This window comes from Cyclobacterium salsum (genome assembly GCF_010119245.1).
Lineage (GTDB): Bacteria > Bacteroidota > Bacteroidia > Cytophagales > Cyclobacteriaceae > Cyclobacterium > Cyclobacterium salsum.
The window spans coordinates 1-16,206 of record NZ_WNKG01000024.1; the positions used below are offsets into that span (position 1 = coordinate 1).

The following is a 16,206-nucleotide window of genomic DNA, read 5'->3' on the forward strand; positions in this document are numbered from 1 at the left end:
TATGTGCACTTACATGCCTTATAGGATTTAAAATATTGAACCATATAAGGGATATAAGAACATGGAAGGGTGCGCGAAAATACTTATGTGCACTTACATGCCTTATAGGATTTAAAATATTGAACCATATAAGGGATATAAGAACATGGAAGGGTGCGCGAAAATACTTATGTGCACTTACATGCCTTATAGGATTTAAAATATTGAACCATATAAGGGATATAAGAACATGGAAGGGTGCGCGAAAATACTTATGTGCACTTACATGCCTTATAGGATTTAAAAAATTGAACCATATAAGGGATATAAGAACATGGAAGGGTGCGCGAAAATACTTATGTGCACTTACATGCCTTATAGGATTTAAAAAATTGAACCATATAAGGGATATAAGAATATGGAAGGGAGCGCGTACATACTTGCATGCACTTACATGCCTTATAGGATTTAAAATAGAACCATATAAGGGATATAAGAACATAGAAGGTGTCTCGAATAAGCTTAGGTGAACTTATATGCCTCATGTAGTAAAAAAAACAGCCTACGGAAATACTTCCATAGGCTGTTAACGTATGCTGAATGGGTGGATCAGGCAGCGTTTCGGGCTGCATTGATGATACCAAACATGGTTCGTAGAATAAGCTTTTGTAAAGCCGTATCTTCTTTGCCTTTTTCCAGGATGGTTTGTATCGCATATTGCTGAATGGTAATCAGCGGCAACACGATTTTTTCCCGGATACCGATTGATTCCTTACTCAGCGGACTATCCTCCAGCAGGCTGTTCATACCGGCTACTTTCAGGATTTTTTCGTAGGAAAGTTGGTACTCCCCGTACATTAGATCCCAAAAACCTCCAAATTGCTCGTCTTCTTTCAGGTAAGCCGTAGCTGGGTAAAAGGCCTTGGCCAGCGATTGCATGGAATTCCCCAGCAAGGACCGGAAAAACAAGGAGTCTTTGTACAGTTGCTGCACCTCTTTCAATTTTCCTCTTTTCTCCATTTCCTCAATGGCCTTTCCTACTCCGAAGAATCCGGGGATATTCTGCTTCATCTGCGCCCAGGCACCTACAAATGGAATGGCCCGCAGGTCTTCAAATTTCATGCTGCCACCTTTACTCCTTTTCACAGGCCGGGAGCCGATATTGGTCATACCGAAGAATTTCAGCGGAGTGACTTTTTCCAGGTAAGGGACGAACTGGGGATGATTTTTTAGTTCCTTATAAGCATTGTAACTGATATCTGCCATTTCTTCGATCAGCTCCTTCTGCGTTTCTGTCAGACTATTTTCGCTGGAAGGATACAGGTGACTTTCCATTCCTGCACTCAGGAGTTGCTCCAGGTTATAGGAGCAACTTACCGGTTTGCCGTAATTGGCACTGATGGTTTGTCCCTGTATGGTGATCTGGATTTCCCGGTTTTCCACGTTCGGTCCCAGCGAGGCATAGAAATTATGGGTGTTTCCACCACCTCGTGCGGGTGGCCCTCCCCTGCCGTCAAAGAAGACCACATCAATTCCTTCCTCTCTGGCCACAAGGGTCAATTCTTCCTTGGCGCGTAAAATGGACCAGTTGGCCCGTATGTATCCGCCATCTTTGGTGCCATCCGAAAAGCCAAGCATAATGGTCTGCTTATCCCCACGATGCTTTAAATGATCTCTGTATATTTTATTGTGGTATAAGGATCTCATCACCCCCGGAGCTGCGGCCAAATCATCGATGGTTTCAAATAAGGGAACGATATCCAAAAATAAATCCCCTCCTCTGGCAAGGAGCAGTTTATTAAGCTGAAACACCTCCATGATATGAAGCACGGATTGGTTATTGGAGATGATGTACCGGTGACAACCCATCGGGCCATTGCTTTTTTGTATGTAGGCGATGGATTCGATGCTCTGCAGCATTTCCCTGTGAAAAGGGTCTTCCAATGTATCGATGGCGGGTAACTTGGAAGTGCTGAGCACTTTTTGGATCTTGCTCTCCTCACCTCCTTCGTGGTAGGATTTCAAGCCTGATTCCCCTTCCTTTTCACCAATGATGGCATCCCATAAGCTGTCGTGCTTTCTGCTGTCCTGTCGCACATCCATGCTGGCGAAATGGAAGCCAAAAACCCGCACTTTCAGGATAAACTCATCCAGCAATTCCAGCGAAAGTCCTCCATGGTCTTCAATGATTCCCTTTCTCGCCTGATAAAGCACCTCCAGCAGGTCGTCTTTAGAGTGGAACATTTCCCCGCCTCCGCTAAACAGGGTGTTGTAAATCCCCCTTTCCGCCTTGATCAGGTGACTTTCCACATTGTGGAAGGTCAGCCTTCTTCTTACTTTTCGAATATCTCTATAGTAACACTTCAAAATACTGTTTTGAAGCTTGTCGGCTACTTTTTTGGTAATGTCATGGGTCACATAGGGGTTTCCGTCCCGGTCTCCTCCCGGCCAAAATCCCACCTTCAGCAGGTTGGGGTTTTCCCAATCGTGCAGTGGAATATTCAATTGGTTAAGGATCCGAATCATGATATCCGAAATGCTCGGATAAAATACGTATTCTAAAAACCAGGTCAAACTTACGGCCTCTTCGTAGGGAGAGGGTTTTTCTTTGTTAATAAAGGCCGTTTTTCCCAATTGCCTTAATAGCAGGTCAATATCGCCCAGGTCGTTTTTACGGATGGCCTGTTCCAAATCAGTAATGATTGCCAGCACATTTCCCGGGTAAAACTGAGTAGGGTGAGCGGTAAGGGTCAGCCGAACGGAGAAGTTCTTCAGCTTTTCGATCAACTCCTCCCGCTTGTGATCGTTTTCGGCTCTTGAAATGAGCGCCGTCATGGTGCCTTTTCCCCTGATATCATTAAATTTTTCGTAAGCAGCATCCTCTATGGAATCAAACAACACCACCTGCCGCTCAATGTATTGCACCATTTTGAAGAGCAGGTCGTGCCGGTCGGCTTCGGGTTTATCCGCCATCAGCTCCTCAAAAAACTGCTGTATAATTTCCTTTGGGGATTTGTTTTTCTGAAAGCCATTTTGACAAGCCTCAGATAAGATGGGTAACAGGGTACCCGTTCGGTATATTTGGTCAAAGGGAAGGTCTAAAAACAGACTGTTATAGATCGTAAAGCGCTTAGCAACTTCAGTCTCGTAAATGTTTGCCATGGTAAATGGGATTAATTTTAATCTTTCGAATTACTCAAAAATGCACATTTTTTTCTTTCTATACACCTATATCATCTTAAATTTTACATGGACAAAAGGGTTTTTTATTTATTTTACTTACAATCAGGATATTACTCCACCTTCTCTCGGGCCGAACTTAGAATCACCTGCCAGTAGGCTGTCCTATCCAAGATTTTTTGTATTTTAGGCTTTCGAAAATCAACCTCCATAAACCAGCGCTGATGTTAACCGCAGTAATCTCGGGATTTATTTTTGCTTTACTTATACCTATTATCCTCGGTCGGCTAAAATCCATTTCAACGCTATGGGTGGCATTGTTGCCCTTAACCCTATTTATATACTTCCTTTCCAAAATTCCGGAAATACTAGCTGGCAATCCCATAAAAACCAGTTACCAATGGGTCCCTTCCCTGGGAATCAATCTGGATTTCTACCTGGACGGTTTGTCCCTGTTGTTTGTATTATTGATCAGTGGGGTAGGCACCTTGGTTTTTGTCTATACTTCTGCCTACCTGAAGGGCCACCACTACCTGGATCGGTTTTATGCTTACTTGTCTTTATTCATGGCTTCCATGCTGGGGCTGGTCCTTTCTGACAATATCTACACCCTTTTCTTATTTTGGGAGCTAACCAGTATCAGTTCCTTTTTTCTGATCGGATTTAATAACGATAAGGAGGATTCCCGAAAATCGGCCCTGACGGCGTTGGCTATTACCGGTTTCGGAGGCTTGTTTCTATTGGCCGCCATGGTCGGATTGGGACAGATAACCGATGCCTACCAGATTTCGGCTATGGCTCCAATGGCTGATGCCATCAAAGACCACTCATTGTACGGTTGGGTCTTATTCTTTTTATTTATAGCGGCCTTTACCAAATCCGCCCAATTCCCCTTTCACTTTTGGTTACCGGGGGCCATGAAGGCACCTACTCCCGTTTCGACCTACCTGCACTCTGCCACCATGGTAAAAGCCGGTGTCTACCTTTTGGCGCGATTTACCCCCGTTTTAGGGAATCACGAATGGTGGAACGGAACGTTGATCATCGTTGGAGCGCTTACCATGGTATATGCTGCTATCCATGCCCTGTTCCGAATTGATTTAAAAGGAATTCTGGCTTACTCGACCATTTCTGCGCTGGGAATACTGGTTTTTCTCATCGGACTGGGTTCCCCCGACGCCCTACTAGCTGCCTCGATTTTTATCTTGGTTCATGCGCTTTACAAAGCCACCCTGTTCCTCGTCACGGGCATTATAGATCACGAGACCGGCACCCGGGATGTGACGCAGCTAGGGGGCTTGAATAAGGTCATGCTGCCGGTAGGAATCGCCGCCATGCTGGCAGCTATCTCCAATGCGGGGATTCCCCCCTCCTTTGGATTTGTAGGAAAGGATCTGATTTACGAAGCGACACTGGGGATGGGAGATTTGGCCTGGCTCTTAACCTGCCTGGCCATCCTTACCAATGTGGCCTTGTTGGTGGCTGGTTTTGTAGCGGGCATCAAACCATTTTTAGGCAAACTGCCTGAAAAATTTAAAAATGTTCACCTGCCAGCCCCTTCCATGTATGTTCCGCCCTTGATCCTGGCCGGCCTGGGTATCCTTTTCGGATTGTTTCCCGGGGTATTGGAAGGAGGGTTGATCAAGCCAGCGGTGAGCAGCCTCACGGGTGCTCGTCCCGATTTCCATTTGCAGTTGTGGCACGGTTTCAATTTGATCTTTCTTCTGAGTCTGATCACCATCGGATCGGGAACGATACTGTATTTCCTACTGAAACCTTCCGAGAGCCTGCTGAAAAAAGTAACCGCTTTCGATCGGTTTTCTCCGCAATCCCTCATCATGGGCATATCCCGGGGATTTGCGCTCGCGGGAAAAGGATGGACGGGTTTTTTCCAAAACGGGTATTTGCGCTATTACCTGATCACCATTCTTGGTTTTCTTTCACTTTTGCTGGCCTACCGCTTGTTTATAGGAGTGGACTTGCTGATCAATACCGATGTAATGACCGAAGTCACCTTCTACGAGGCGGTGGTTTTGCTGGTCATGGCCGTCGCCATATTATTTACGGTTTTCTCCAAATCCAGGTTGGCAGCCGTCGCTTCACTGGGAGTGGTAGGGTATTCCTTCTGCCTGATTTTCCTGTTCTATTCAGCACCGGATTTGGCCATGACTCAATTTTCCATCGATACCCTGACGGTCATTTTATTTGTTCTGGTCCTTTATAATTTACCCAAATACCTAAAGCTATCCGATACCCGGGTACGGATTCGGGATGGATTATTATCACTCATCTTTGGTGCCCTGATTAGTATATTGGCTCTGGAAGTGATGAGTGAATCCCTGAGCAAGGAAACGACTGAATATTACGCGGAAAACGCCTACCTTCTTGGCAAGGGTAAAAATGTTGTAAACGTCATACTGGTCGACTTCCGGGGATTTGATACCATGGTAGAAATCACCGTTCTGGCCATCGCTGCAATCGGCGTTTTTGGCCTATTGAAATTGCACCTTAGAAGTACCGAAAAAGAATAACCTATGAAGACAATCATATTCAAATCTGCTTCCGTCTACCTGCTTCCGCTGTTATTACTCTTTTCAGTATTTATTCTGCTTCGGGGCCATTACCTTCCAGGGGGTGGATTTGTTGGCGGGTTGATGGCTTCCATTGCTTTTGTCATCCATTCCTTTGCCAACGGAGTCGAAAACACGAAAAATATCGTGAAATTCCATCCCGGATTTTTGATGCCGGTTGGTTTGGCACTGGCCCTGCTGGCAGGCAGCCTGCCTTTATTTACAGGCGAAACCTTTATGACCGGCCTGTGGATGGATCAGCCCGTTCCGGTTATCGGTACGGTCGGTACGGCCTTGTTTTTTGACACAGGCGTGTATCTGGTAGTGATCGGGGTCACCCTCACCATTATTTTCACCATATCTGAAGGGCTTTAAGTATGGAACTATTATTGGTAATTATCATAGGTTTATTATATGCCGCCGGTATCTATATGATGCTGAGGCGCAGCCTGGTTAAATTAATTATTGGGTTGATCTTGCTAGGTAACGGTGCCAACTTACTCATCTTTTTACTGGGAAAGATCGTGAAGGGAGAGCCCCCAATCATAGGCCCAAACGAGAAGATGTTGGGTGAAATCTATGCAGACCCGGTACCTCAGGCACTCATTCTGACGGCCATTGTTATCAGTTTTGGCCTGCAGGCTTTTGCCATTATTTTGATAAAAAGGGCCTATAAAGTAGTAAAAACAGACGATCTGGACGAAATGTACGCAACCGACGAAGATTTATGAGCAACCCCTATATTGTTTTACCGGTCATTTTCCAGCTTTTTGTTGCCGTAACGTTGATGTTTTCCTGGACCAACAAAAACCTGCAAAAGCTGATTTCTGTCGTTGGGTCTCTTATTGCCTTACTGATCAGTATTTCGCTTTTGATAAAAGTCAATCAGGAGGGAATCCAGACCATGCAGGCGGGCGGTTGGATCGCTCCTTTTGGGATCACCTTTGTAGCCGATACCTTTAGTGCCTTGTTGGTTTTACTCACCGCTATCTCCGGCCTTGCCGTAAGTGTGTTTTCCGTCGGCAGCATCCGCAATGCGCGGGTCAGGTTCGGTTATTTCCCAATCCTGCATTTATTAATCATGGGACTCAGTGGTGCCTTCCTCACAGGAGATATTTTCAACCTGTATGTATGGTTTGAAATCATCATCATTTCTTCCTTTGTGCTGATCACCATTGGTGGGGAGAAAGCACAGTTAGAAGGGGCTATCAAATATGTGGCCATGAACCTGTTGGCCTCGGTGGTTTTTCTCACGGCAATTGCTATCCTCTATGGGCTAACTGGCAGTCTCAACATGGCCGATCTTTCACTACAAGTGGCAAAGGTAGAAAACCGCGGATTGGTAAACGTAACCGCTATCTTATTCCTGGTAGGTTTTGGAATCAAATCGGCCGTTTTCCCCCTCTATTTTTGGCTACCGGCATCCTATCACACGCCACCACCGGCTATTTCGGCTATTTTCGGAGGCTTGCTTACAAAAGTAGGAGTGTATGCCATGCTGCGGGTGTTTACGCTGATATTTGTCCCAGACACGTTTCTTACCACGGTCATTACCGTTATGGCCATGCTGACCATTTTCTCGGGAGGAGTTGGTGCCTTGATGCAAAATAATATCCGAAAAGTATTCAGCTACCTGATTATCTGTCATATCGGATTTATGTTGGCAGGTCTTGGTATATACAGTACCCTTGCCCTGGCAGGAGCCGTATTTTATCTGGTTCATGATATTGTGGTTAAAACCAATTTATTCATGGTTAGCGGTTTGATTTTCAAAATCAAGGGCACCTATTCCATGCGGCTACTAGGTGGCTTTTACAAAGAACAGCCACTGATGAGTCTCCTGATGGCCATTCCGTTGTTTTCGTTGGTTGGTATTCCTCCCCTATCAGGTTTCTGGGGGAAGCTCTTGCTCATCCAGGGTGCCATGGACTCGTCCAATATTTTATTGATTGGCTTCATACTATTGGGAAGTTTCCTTACCTTATTCATCATTGCCAAACTATGGTCGGAAGTGTTCTGGAAAGATCCGCAGATATTGCCCAAGAAAGAGCATATCAAATACTTTGATGAGTTAAAACCCCTTAAAAAGCGAGCGATGCTGGCCTCGGTGGTTTTTCTATCCATCCTTTCTTTGGGAATAGGTTTCGGGGCGGAGTGGGTCATGCGAATAGCAATGACCGTCGCCGAGAATCTAATGGATCCATCTGCCTACATACAAGCCGTTTTAGGAACTTAAATCGCACTAAAAATGATAAAAACCAGATTTCTCAGCAATCTACTTCTTTCCTTTATCTGGCTGGCGGTCACGGGTACTTTTTCATTCGTAAATTTTGTATTTGGGTTTTTATTGAGTTTTTTCCTGCTGTGGCTGATATCCAGAAACAGTGGGGAAAACAAGTATTTTCACAGGGGACCCAAATTGATTGCTTTTATTTTCTTTTTCCTTTACGAGTTGATAAAGGCCAACCTTCAGGTAGCCTATGACGTGGTGACGCCCAGCTATTATATGAAACCGGGGATTATCAAAATACCACTTACGGCTAAGTCGGATTTAGAAATCACCTTATTGGCCAATTTGATTACACTGACACCCGGAACCCTAAGCCTGGACGTGTCAGATGACCGCAAAGTATTATACGTGCATGCGATGTACGTAAACGACAAGGAAGAATTTGTCGCTGGCATTAAAAATGGATTTGAACGGAAGTTATTAGAGATATTGAGATGAGTGTAAACGACTATTTATACCTGGTGATACTGCCCATTCTCGCTGCATCCACCATGTTGATATTTATCCGATTTATTATAGGTCCTACCCTTTCTGACCGGGTGGTTTCCCTTGACCTGCTACTGACTACCGGAATCGGGATCATTACCATTTACAGTATTCATACCAATCAGCCCGCGTTTTTGGATATTGCGATGATCATGGCGCTGATTGCCTTTTTAGGTACCGTAGCCTTTTCCTATTATTTAGAAAAAAGAGAAAAAAATGAGTGATTATTGGATCATAGGTTTGAGTTCCCTGGGTGCCTTGTTTATCCTTCTTGCGGCCATTGGCGTGGTTCGAATGCCCGACCTTTACCTGAGAATTTCGGTTACTACCAAGGCTGCCACGCTGGGTATTGGTTTGCTGCTCGTCGCCGCAGCCACCTATTTTAATGAGTTTGGGATTTCTTCACGCGTTGCAGCGATCATCCTTTTTATGCTGCTGACAGCTCCTGTGGGTGCGCACATGATTGGCCGAGCCTCCTATTTTACTGGTGTGAAATTATGGAAACATTCCAAAGTGGATGATCTCAAAGGAAAATACCATCCCAAAAGTCACGAATTGGCCAGTGACATGAAAACCGAAAAAGAAAATGAATCGAAGTAACTTATCCGTTGCCACACTCCTCTTGCTTTCCCTGGCATGCAGTTCCAGCGAAACAAAGGAAGAAGAAAATAAATCTCAAGATATGTCTGCTACTTATGTATTTCTTCTGGGAACCTATACTGACCTACCCGAACAAGGCATCCACCTGGCTAGCTTCAGTCCTGAAAATGGTTTCGACATCTTGACTACCGCTCCCGAACCCGAAAACCCATCGTTTGTCATCGCTAACAAGGACCAAAATCTAATCTTTTCGGTAGAAGAAACCAGCGGTGCCGAGGGAGGAAACGTATCTAGCTTTCAGTTATCCGCTAATGATATTTCAATAATCAATACCGTATCCGCGGCCGGAAACAGCCCCTGCTACCTAAGCCTGGATCCTTCAGAAAAATTCCTGCTAGTAGGTAATTACTCGCAGGGAAACTTTTCCGTAATCCCCGTAGAAAGTAATGGACACCTTAACCCGGCCGTTCAGGTAGTGCAGCACGAAGGAAGTAGCGTTAATCCTGGCCGACAACGGCAGCCGCACGTCCATTCAACCGTCTTTCATCCGAAGGACGGTAAATTGTTGGTGGCCGACCTGGGTACCGATGAAGTGGTGGTATATAACTTTGATTCCCAAAAGGAAAAACCCCTGGAAGAGACTCCTTATTTCAGATTGAAGGTCGCCCCAGGAGCCGGACCCCGGCACATGGTCTTTAACGAAAGGGGAGACCGCTTGTATCTGGTGCATGAAATAACGGCCGAAATTGGGGTTTACCATTATGAAGATGGTACAATAAAACACCTGGAAACTCATTCTCTATTGCAGGAAGGATTTGAGGGAACCGTGGGAGCGGCTGAGGTTCGGCTAAGCCCTGATGGAAACCACTTGTATGTCTCCAACCGGGGAGATGCCAATGAAATTATTGGATTTGAAGTAGGTAAAAATGGTGGTTTGCACCGTATTCAAACGCTTTCATCAGAAGGTAAAGCGCCACGTAACTTTAATATTACTCCAGATGGAGCTTATGTCCTGGTAGGCAACCAAAACTCCAATACCCTGCTTGCCTTTAAACGGGATGCAAAAAGCGGCTTATTATCCATTACCGACCATCAACTTGATATTCATAAACCCGTCTACATAAACTTCCTGCCGTAGATCCGTGATTCGGTCGGTATATTTCCGGGTATCAATTCTTTTACTTATTATTGTGGCCATTTCGGCATCGCCGATACGTTTTTTCCAAAAGTAAAAGCAAGAAAATGACTGCCACAACGGAGCAAAACTACCACTGTTTACTTAACAGGAGGGAAACAGAAAAGGCTATTGACCTGATCAAAACCAAGTTTCCCGTCAGGATGTCCGAACGGTTAAACCTATTTAAAATATCCTGTCCATTGGCCATAATGGATGGCACGGGTATCAACGATGACCTGAATGGTATCGAGCGGCCGGTAAAATTCCCTATCCGAAACCAGGCGGATGCCACCGCTGTGGTGGTCCAATCCCTGGCAAAATGGAAACGGTGGCAGCTGGCAGAACTGGAGGCCGAAAATGGGGAAGGTATCCTGACAGATATGCGCGCCTTGAGGCCTGATGAAGACTATTCGGCTTTGCATTCCCTGTATGTAGATCAGTGGGATTGGGAACAAAAGATCACTGATAAGGATCGAAATCTAGAATACCTCAAAGCGGTTGTTGAATCCATCTACAGTATATTCCAGGAACTGGAGGAGTCAATAGCGGAATCGTTCCCTGTTATTCAACCCATTTTGCCTGAAAAAATCACTTTTATCCAGGCCGAAGAACTCCTCCGGAAGTACCCGAATCTGTCCCCTAAAGAGCGGGAATACCAGGCCTGTAAGGAGCACCAAGCTGTTTTTTTAATAGGTATTGGCGATGTACTCAGCAATGGGGAAAAACATGATGGAAGGGCACCTGACTACGATGATTGGAGTAGTTATAATTCTGAGGGCCATAAAGGATTGAACGGAGACATCCTGGTATGGAACCCGATGCTGGAAAATAGTTTTGAACTTTCTTCCATGGGAATTCGGGTAGATGCCGAAACCCTGGAAAGACAGTTGGAAATTTCAGGTCAGCAAGAAAGGAAGCATTTGTTTTTTCATAAAAAGCTACTGAATGGGGAATTACCACAAAGCATCGGTGGGGGAATCGGTCAGTCAAGGACATGTATGTTTCTTTTACGAAAAAAGCATATTGGAGAGGTCCAATCAGGCATTTGGCCAGCAAAAGAGGTGGAAAACTGCCGCGAGCAGGGTATAGAATTAATGAAATAAGTCCTTTAAATAGGGATGGATATTACATTTTGTATCGAATTTGTATAAAATACCATTTTAAGAAATCTTTTATTTTCAGAAAAAAATTTTACTCAACTGTTTTTTTTGCAAAAAGAATCATTACCTTTACTGCCATTAATACAATCAATTAATTACAATTATGAACACAGGAAAAGTAAAATTTTTTAATGAATCCAAAGGATTCGGTTTTATCATTGATGACGAATCATCTAAAGAGTATTTTGTGCATGTCTCTGGACTAATCGACGAAATCAGAGAAGACGATGATGTATCCTTCGATCTTAAAGAAGGAAGAAAAGGTCTGAATGCAGTGAATGTGAAGGTAGTTAACGCATAACATAACATTGACATCAGTAGTAGAAAGCAACCCTCAGGGGTTGCTTTTTTGTTTTCAGGGAATTTGCCAATTATCCTTCTTAAGTACCCTCCAATACCATTCGTCCGGATCGAAGCTTGCCTCGTATCGTTTCACTTGCCCCATGGTCAATAACTAAATCCTCGCTACTGGATTGATCTCCGATACTTAACCTGCCGCTCCCCACACTAAAATCAAAATTAAACCGGCTTAGGTCCGTGTTGGTGGTAACTTTCATGTAGCCTGAGGATGCTGAAAAATAGCTCTCTGCCCCTAATCCACAATCCTCTGCTACCAACATTCCAGAAGAAAGCGAAATCTCACCCAAAGTAGCTACCCTGTATAAATCTGCCTTACCAGAACTCATCTCCCCAGTGACCAGGCCATCTACGTCTGCGATTTGTACCAGACCACTGGAACCTTTAAATCTAACGGAACCCTTCATGCCATCCAACGATCCCATGCCGGAAGACAATTCCAAATCCAGATTCCCCTGGATATTTTCCAGCTGAGCCTTCCCGGAAGAAATTTTCACCTGAAGGTTGGGTGAATCCAAATCCTTTGCATCAATACTACCAGAGCTGCCCCTGAGTTTAATATTTTCGTTCCGAACATGGTATACCTCCAGTTTTCCGGAAGAATTGTACATGTCCAGCTCCATTTCCCTTGGCCCCTTCAAACTAATAAACCCATCAACCTGCCTGCCAAACAAAAATGAAAAATCCATTTCGGAATCAAAACTGACGATGAGTTCATCCCCGGACTGCTCGTAGTGGATGCCCTCTGTACCCGCATCCGTTGATTCCAGGAAGGCCGTTAAATAGACCTTTTCGGTATCGTCGCCTCCGGTATAGCTGATTTCCAAGGCTCCCCCCTGTACAATCACTTTGCGGATTCCCTCAAAAGAGGTGTCTATATCAGTTATCGTTTCTTTGGGCAAGGGATTGCAGCCAATAGAAAGGATCAGCATGACAGCAACACCAAACAGTATCTTAATTCGACTCATCGGAATACCCTTTTTTCAGATCAGTACTCATAGACATTAGGGATAGCGTTTCGTGAGCCACCTTTAAGTTATATTCGTATGCAAGACTCTTGTAGTTTACCAAATCTACAATCGTCCCAATAAAGCATAGCCCTACCGTCAATAGATATAAAATCCCCAGTCCAATTTGTCCAAGGATAAAGCGATGCAGACCGGCAAACCCAAAAAATCCGATCAGGGTTAAAATCAAAACCATCTGGCTATCTTTTCTCCGGGCCCTGTATACCTGAGAAAAAAGACTTGCTTGTTCGTCATTCATATCTTTTAGAATTCCTTGAATGTATCCCAATTCCATGCCCTCCAGTTCCGGAAGATGCTTTAATACGTTTGCCATAATTTTATTTGTTTTTTTATAAGTAGAAATAATTCAAACTGACGCCACAAAATCACCAGTAAAGCAAAACCTCCCAATGGATGCCAGCCCCAGGAAGTGTGAAACGCTCCATGCATGAAATAATGTAAGGAGCGCCCCAATCCACAGCCCGGACACCAGCTCACTCCCAAGTTTGCCAGTGGACATAGACCGTGGTGCTGTCCGTCGCCCATCCCATAGAAGTACAAGCCTACTAGCGCGATGGTCCAAATGAGAAATTCTAAAATTCCGGTAGGTATGCGTTGCATATGCGGAAATATACGAATAGAATGCCAGGATTGAAAAGCAGGAATAGGCCAGCCAGAGGCCGTTGGAAAAAATAGAGCGTTCGATTTTGGGACATTTTACGGCCGATTTCGGGCAGTTTTAGTAGCGAAAGCAGAAAATGTAAAAAGGACTTACTTTAATGGTGGAAGTGCAATGGACACGGGAGCACCCATCGATTTTTCGGATTGAACGATAAATTGTCGGTATAAAAGTGAATAGTGGGAAGGGGATGATCCCATACTGAATAATCCACTAGTGGATAAATTCCGAAATATCCAGTCGGGAACCAAAGCGGTTTTCCGAAGCCCCAGCACCTGACTTAGTTCCTCACCCAGATAAAAGGCTACGATTGCCTCCATAAATGGCGCTAATTCAGGCCGGATCAATTCCTGCTGATAAAAATGTAGAAGTGACTGTACCAGCCTTTTTCCAGCGTGAGAGGATTTCAAATGCCGCTTTCGGATGAGCCTTTCCAGCTCGAATGCTTCTTTACTAGTATGGGGCAAAAAGGCAGGGTCTATACCCAGGTAAAACCCTATCAGCCCCCAGTATTGGAGCAGACCCTCGCGATGCTCCTTGCTCACACTCACCCCACTGCGTTCCATCCCCCGGGAAACCAGCAAACTGAAGGTGAGGTTTGTGGCCAGCAGGTCTTCCTGATTGATCGGCATCCCCCATTCAGGATTCCAATCCCGAGCGTATTTCTCAATAAATAACCGTGACAGGGCGTGAATCAACCGGACCTTAGCCAACACCAGTAACACTTTATTTTCGCCTAAAAAAGCCTGAGGGCGGTAACACTCCAGTACAAACAAAGCGGTTTCAGACAGCCGTTTCCCAGGGTTATCAAGGATCTTTTTGGATCTAACCAATACCTCTGCTCCATCTGCAAACGCATAGGTATAGGGTAACGAATAAAATCCGAGCAAGGACAATATCAAAGATGCGTTTTTTTCAAAGAAGTACTGGGTTTGCCGAATTTGGTGTGGATCAATCACGGGAGGAGGCAACATGAAAACGTTGAAAAAGTACTTCAAAGAATCAGGAAAAGCAGGTGGAAGCGTCTCAGGAATGAGATCCCAAGAATTGATAACCGATACCAGCTGCGGGTCTTGGATAAGGTCCGCTGCAGCGGCATCCGCAGGCGCATCCTGCCTTTTTCTTAATTGATCCAGATTTCCACTGGTATACAAATCCACTTTATTCACAAAAATCTAACATGTATTTCGTAAATTGGTTTAAAATAAAATATTAACCCGCTTTTTAGTATGTGGTACCATTCAAGCCGTTCAAAATTTAAGACAAGTTTTAGTCTTTCCCTACTATCCCTATTGTTCATTTTCGGGCCTGCTGCCTTTTGTCAGGAAGCTAGCGATGTATTTTTGGTGGATGCTAAAAAAAATATTCTGGGATTTAAGGTCTTTTCCTCTTCCATCGAACAGGTAACAGATAGTAAGCGCTATGACAATCAACCAAAATTCATTAATGATTCGCAATTGGTTTTTTCATCCGAGGACGATACAGGCAATGTAGAAGCCATCTTATTTAGCTGGGAAAAAGAGCAGTTTACCAACATGACCAGAACCCCTGATAAGAGCGAGTTTTCGCCCGATCTGACTAGCTGCGGCCAATACATTTCAACCGTAACAGTAGAGGAGGACAGTAGCCAACGAGTCTGGCTTTATCCCATCAATTTTGGGGAGCCTGAACTCTTGTATGATGACATCCAGCCGGTGGGCTATTACGGATGGCATGGAGAAACGGCTGCGCTGTTCGTTATAGGGGAACCTAACCGTCTGGTATTCCCTTATGGACGGGAGGACATTCACACCATTGCGCAAAACACTGGAAGAAGCATTCAAAAACGGCCAGGAACGGATGAAATTATATTCCTGGACAAAAACAACAATATTGTAGTAGATGGAAAAACCACCTTCGAATTGAAAGCCTTCCACACAGAAACAAGGGGAATTACCAGTTTGGGGCTAGCTCTGGGAGGATCGGAAGACTTTTGTTGGGTAGATAAAAACAATATACTTATGGCCAGGGGAAAGGAATTATACCTCCGAAAGGTAAATAAAGGAATCGAATGGGAGAAAGTAGGGACCTTTACGATCCCTGGTTACGGCGATATCAGCAGGCTTTCTATCAGCCCCGACACAAAAAAAATCGCAATAGTCCTGGACCGTCTGGACTAAACTGGTATTAGTTGTATATTCACCTGCCAAAGACCCTTCCGTGTAATTTGTGGGGCATACTTTTTTCGGAAATAAATGAGGAACCATATAAGTTATATAAGAACATATAAGATTTTTTGTGATCCCTTCAATGACCTTAATCCCTTATATGGTTAAAAAAAAGAGAACCATATAAGTTATATAAGAACATATTAGAGTTTTCCTGATCCCCAAACTATCTGTTCGAATCTGCGCGAATCTGTGGTGCACACTTTCTTCAGCAATAAATAAGGAACCATATAAGGCATTTAAGAGCATATAAGAATTTTCCTGACCCCTTCAATGCCCTTATATTCCTTATATGGTTAAAAAAAAAGAACCATATAAGGGATATAAGAACATATTAGCCTCTCCCTGAGCCTTATCTGTGCGGATCCGAGTAATCTGTGGTGAACATTTCTGCAGCTTTGGGCATAAAAAAAGCCCTTGTGGAATAAACCAAAGGGCTTTTGAATAAATGAGGCGGCGATCCCGACGAGTCGGGACAGGCTCTACTCTCCCGTGCGCCGCGGCGCACCAGTAC

16 protein-coding genes are annotated in these 16,206 nt (G+C 44.5%); 11 read left to right on the top strand and 5 right to left on the bottom strand.

From position 1 onward, the window contains the following. Window positions 1–588: 588 nt before the first annotated feature. Window positions 589–3,141, bottom strand: a complete 2,553-nt coding sequence (locus GJS45_RS23235; RefSeq protein WP_162344289.1) for a phosphoenolpyruvate carboxylase — start codon at window positions 3,139–3,141, stop codon at window positions 589–591. 242 nt (window positions 3,142–3,383) lie between these two features. Here GJS45_RS23235 and GJS45_RS23240 point away from each other — a divergent pair, with 242 nt between their 5' ends. From GJS45_RS23240 to GJS45_RS23285, 10 genes are all read left to right on the top strand, one after another. After that, window positions 3,384–5,690, top strand: coding sequence for a putative monovalent cation/H+ antiporter subunit A (locus GJS45_RS23240; protein ID WP_162344290.1), 2,307 nt, complete (start codon window positions 3,384–3,386; stop codon window positions 5,688–5,690). Between the two features lie 3 nt (window positions 5,691–5,693). Beyond that, on the top strand, window positions 5,694–6,104 hold the full coding sequence (locus GJS45_RS23245; protein WP_162344291.1) for a Na+/H+ antiporter subunit B: 411 nt from the start codon (window positions 5,694–5,696) through the stop codon (window positions 6,102–6,104). 2 nt (window positions 6,105–6,106) lie between these two features. Further along, window positions 6,107–6,460 (top strand): Na+/H+ antiporter subunit C, encoded by a 354-nt coding sequence (locus tag GJS45_RS23250; RefSeq protein ID WP_162344292.1) that lies wholly within the window; start codon window positions 6,107–6,109, stop codon window positions 6,458–6,460. Further along, complete coding sequence (locus tag GJS45_RS23255) at window positions 6,457–7,965, top strand: proton-conducting transporter transmembrane domain-containing protein (protein WP_162344293.1); 1,509 nt, start codon at window positions 6,457–6,459, stop codon at window positions 7,963–7,965. Before GJS45_RS23250 ends, GJS45_RS23255 begins: the two co-directional genes overlap by 4 nt. Before the next feature lie 12 nt (window positions 7,966–7,977). Then, window positions 7,978–8,457: a Na+/H+ antiporter subunit E gene (locus GJS45_RS23260; RefSeq protein ID WP_202928166.1), complete on the top strand. Its 480-nt coding sequence runs from the start codon at window positions 7,978–7,980 to the stop codon at window positions 8,455–8,457. Beyond that, window positions 8,454–8,729 carry a cation:proton antiporter gene (locus GJS45_RS23265; protein ID WP_162344294.1) on the top strand — a complete coding sequence of 92 codons (276 nt, stop codon included), beginning with the start codon at window positions 8,454–8,456 and terminating at the stop codon, window positions 8,727–8,729. Before GJS45_RS23260 ends, GJS45_RS23265 begins: the two co-directional genes overlap by 4 nt. Then, window positions 8,722–9,105 carry a monovalent cation/H(+) antiporter subunit G gene (gene mnhG / locus GJS45_RS23270; protein WP_162344295.1) on the top strand — a complete coding sequence of 128 codons (384 nt, stop codon included), beginning with the start codon at window positions 8,722–8,724 and terminating at the stop codon, window positions 9,103–9,105. Before GJS45_RS23265 ends, mnhG begins: the two co-directional genes overlap by 8 nt. Next, entirely contained in the window at window positions 9,092–10,243 is a 1,152-nt protein-coding gene (locus GJS45_RS23275; protein WP_162344296.1) for a lactonase family protein, read from the top strand. The genes mnhG and GJS45_RS23275 overlap by 14 nt, the downstream gene beginning before the upstream one ends. A 104-nt stretch (window positions 10,244–10,347) precedes the next feature. Beyond that, on the top strand, window positions 10,348–11,385 hold the full coding sequence (gene asnA, locus GJS45_RS23280; RefSeq protein WP_162344297.1) for an aspartate--ammonia ligase: 1,038 nt from the start codon (window positions 10,348–10,350) through the stop codon (window positions 11,383–11,385). A 160-nt stretch (window positions 11,386–11,545) separates the two neighbouring features. Next, entirely contained in the window at window positions 11,546–11,743 is a 198-nt protein-coding gene (locus GJS45_RS23285) for a cold-shock protein (protein ID WP_014020889.1), read from the top strand. A 79-nt stretch (window positions 11,744–11,822) separates the two neighbouring features. Here the strand turns inward: GJS45_RS23285 and GJS45_RS23290 are convergent, their stop codons facing one another. The 4 genes from GJS45_RS23290 to GJS45_RS23305 all read right to left on the bottom strand — a co-directional run bounded on the left by GJS45_RS23290 (window position 11,823) and on the right by GJS45_RS23305 (window position 14,654). After that, complete coding sequence (locus GJS45_RS23290; protein ID WP_162344298.1) at window positions 11,823–12,767, bottom strand: DUF4097 family beta strand repeat-containing protein; 945 nt, start codon at window positions 12,765–12,767, stop codon at window positions 11,823–11,825. Next, window positions 12,754–13,140 (bottom strand): TM2 domain-containing protein, encoded by a 387-nt coding sequence (locus GJS45_RS23295; RefSeq protein WP_162344299.1) that lies wholly within the window; start codon window positions 13,138–13,140, stop codon window positions 12,754–12,756. The genes GJS45_RS23290 and GJS45_RS23295 overlap by 14 nt, the downstream gene beginning before the upstream one ends. Further along, window positions 13,125–13,427 carry a DUF2752 domain-containing protein gene (locus GJS45_RS23300; RefSeq protein WP_162344300.1) on the bottom strand — a complete coding sequence of 101 codons (303 nt, stop codon included), beginning with the start codon at window positions 13,425–13,427 and terminating at the stop codon, window positions 13,125–13,127. Before GJS45_RS23300 ends, GJS45_RS23295 begins: the two co-directional genes overlap by 16 nt. A 150-nt stretch (window positions 13,428–13,577) precedes the next feature. Next, window positions 13,578–14,654 (bottom strand): oxygenase MpaB family protein, encoded by a 1,077-nt coding sequence (locus tag GJS45_RS23305; RefSeq protein WP_162344301.1) that lies wholly within the window; start codon window positions 14,652–14,654, stop codon window positions 13,578–13,580. A 60-nt stretch (window positions 14,655–14,714) separates the two neighbouring features. On the opposite strand from GJS45_RS23305, the gene GJS45_RS23310 reads away from it, so the two are divergent. Beyond that, complete coding sequence (locus GJS45_RS23310; RefSeq protein WP_235954944.1) at window positions 14,715–15,644, top strand: hypothetical protein; 930 nt, start codon at window positions 14,715–14,717, stop codon at window positions 15,642–15,644. The last annotated feature ends 562 nt before the right edge of the window (window positions 15,645–16,206 follow it).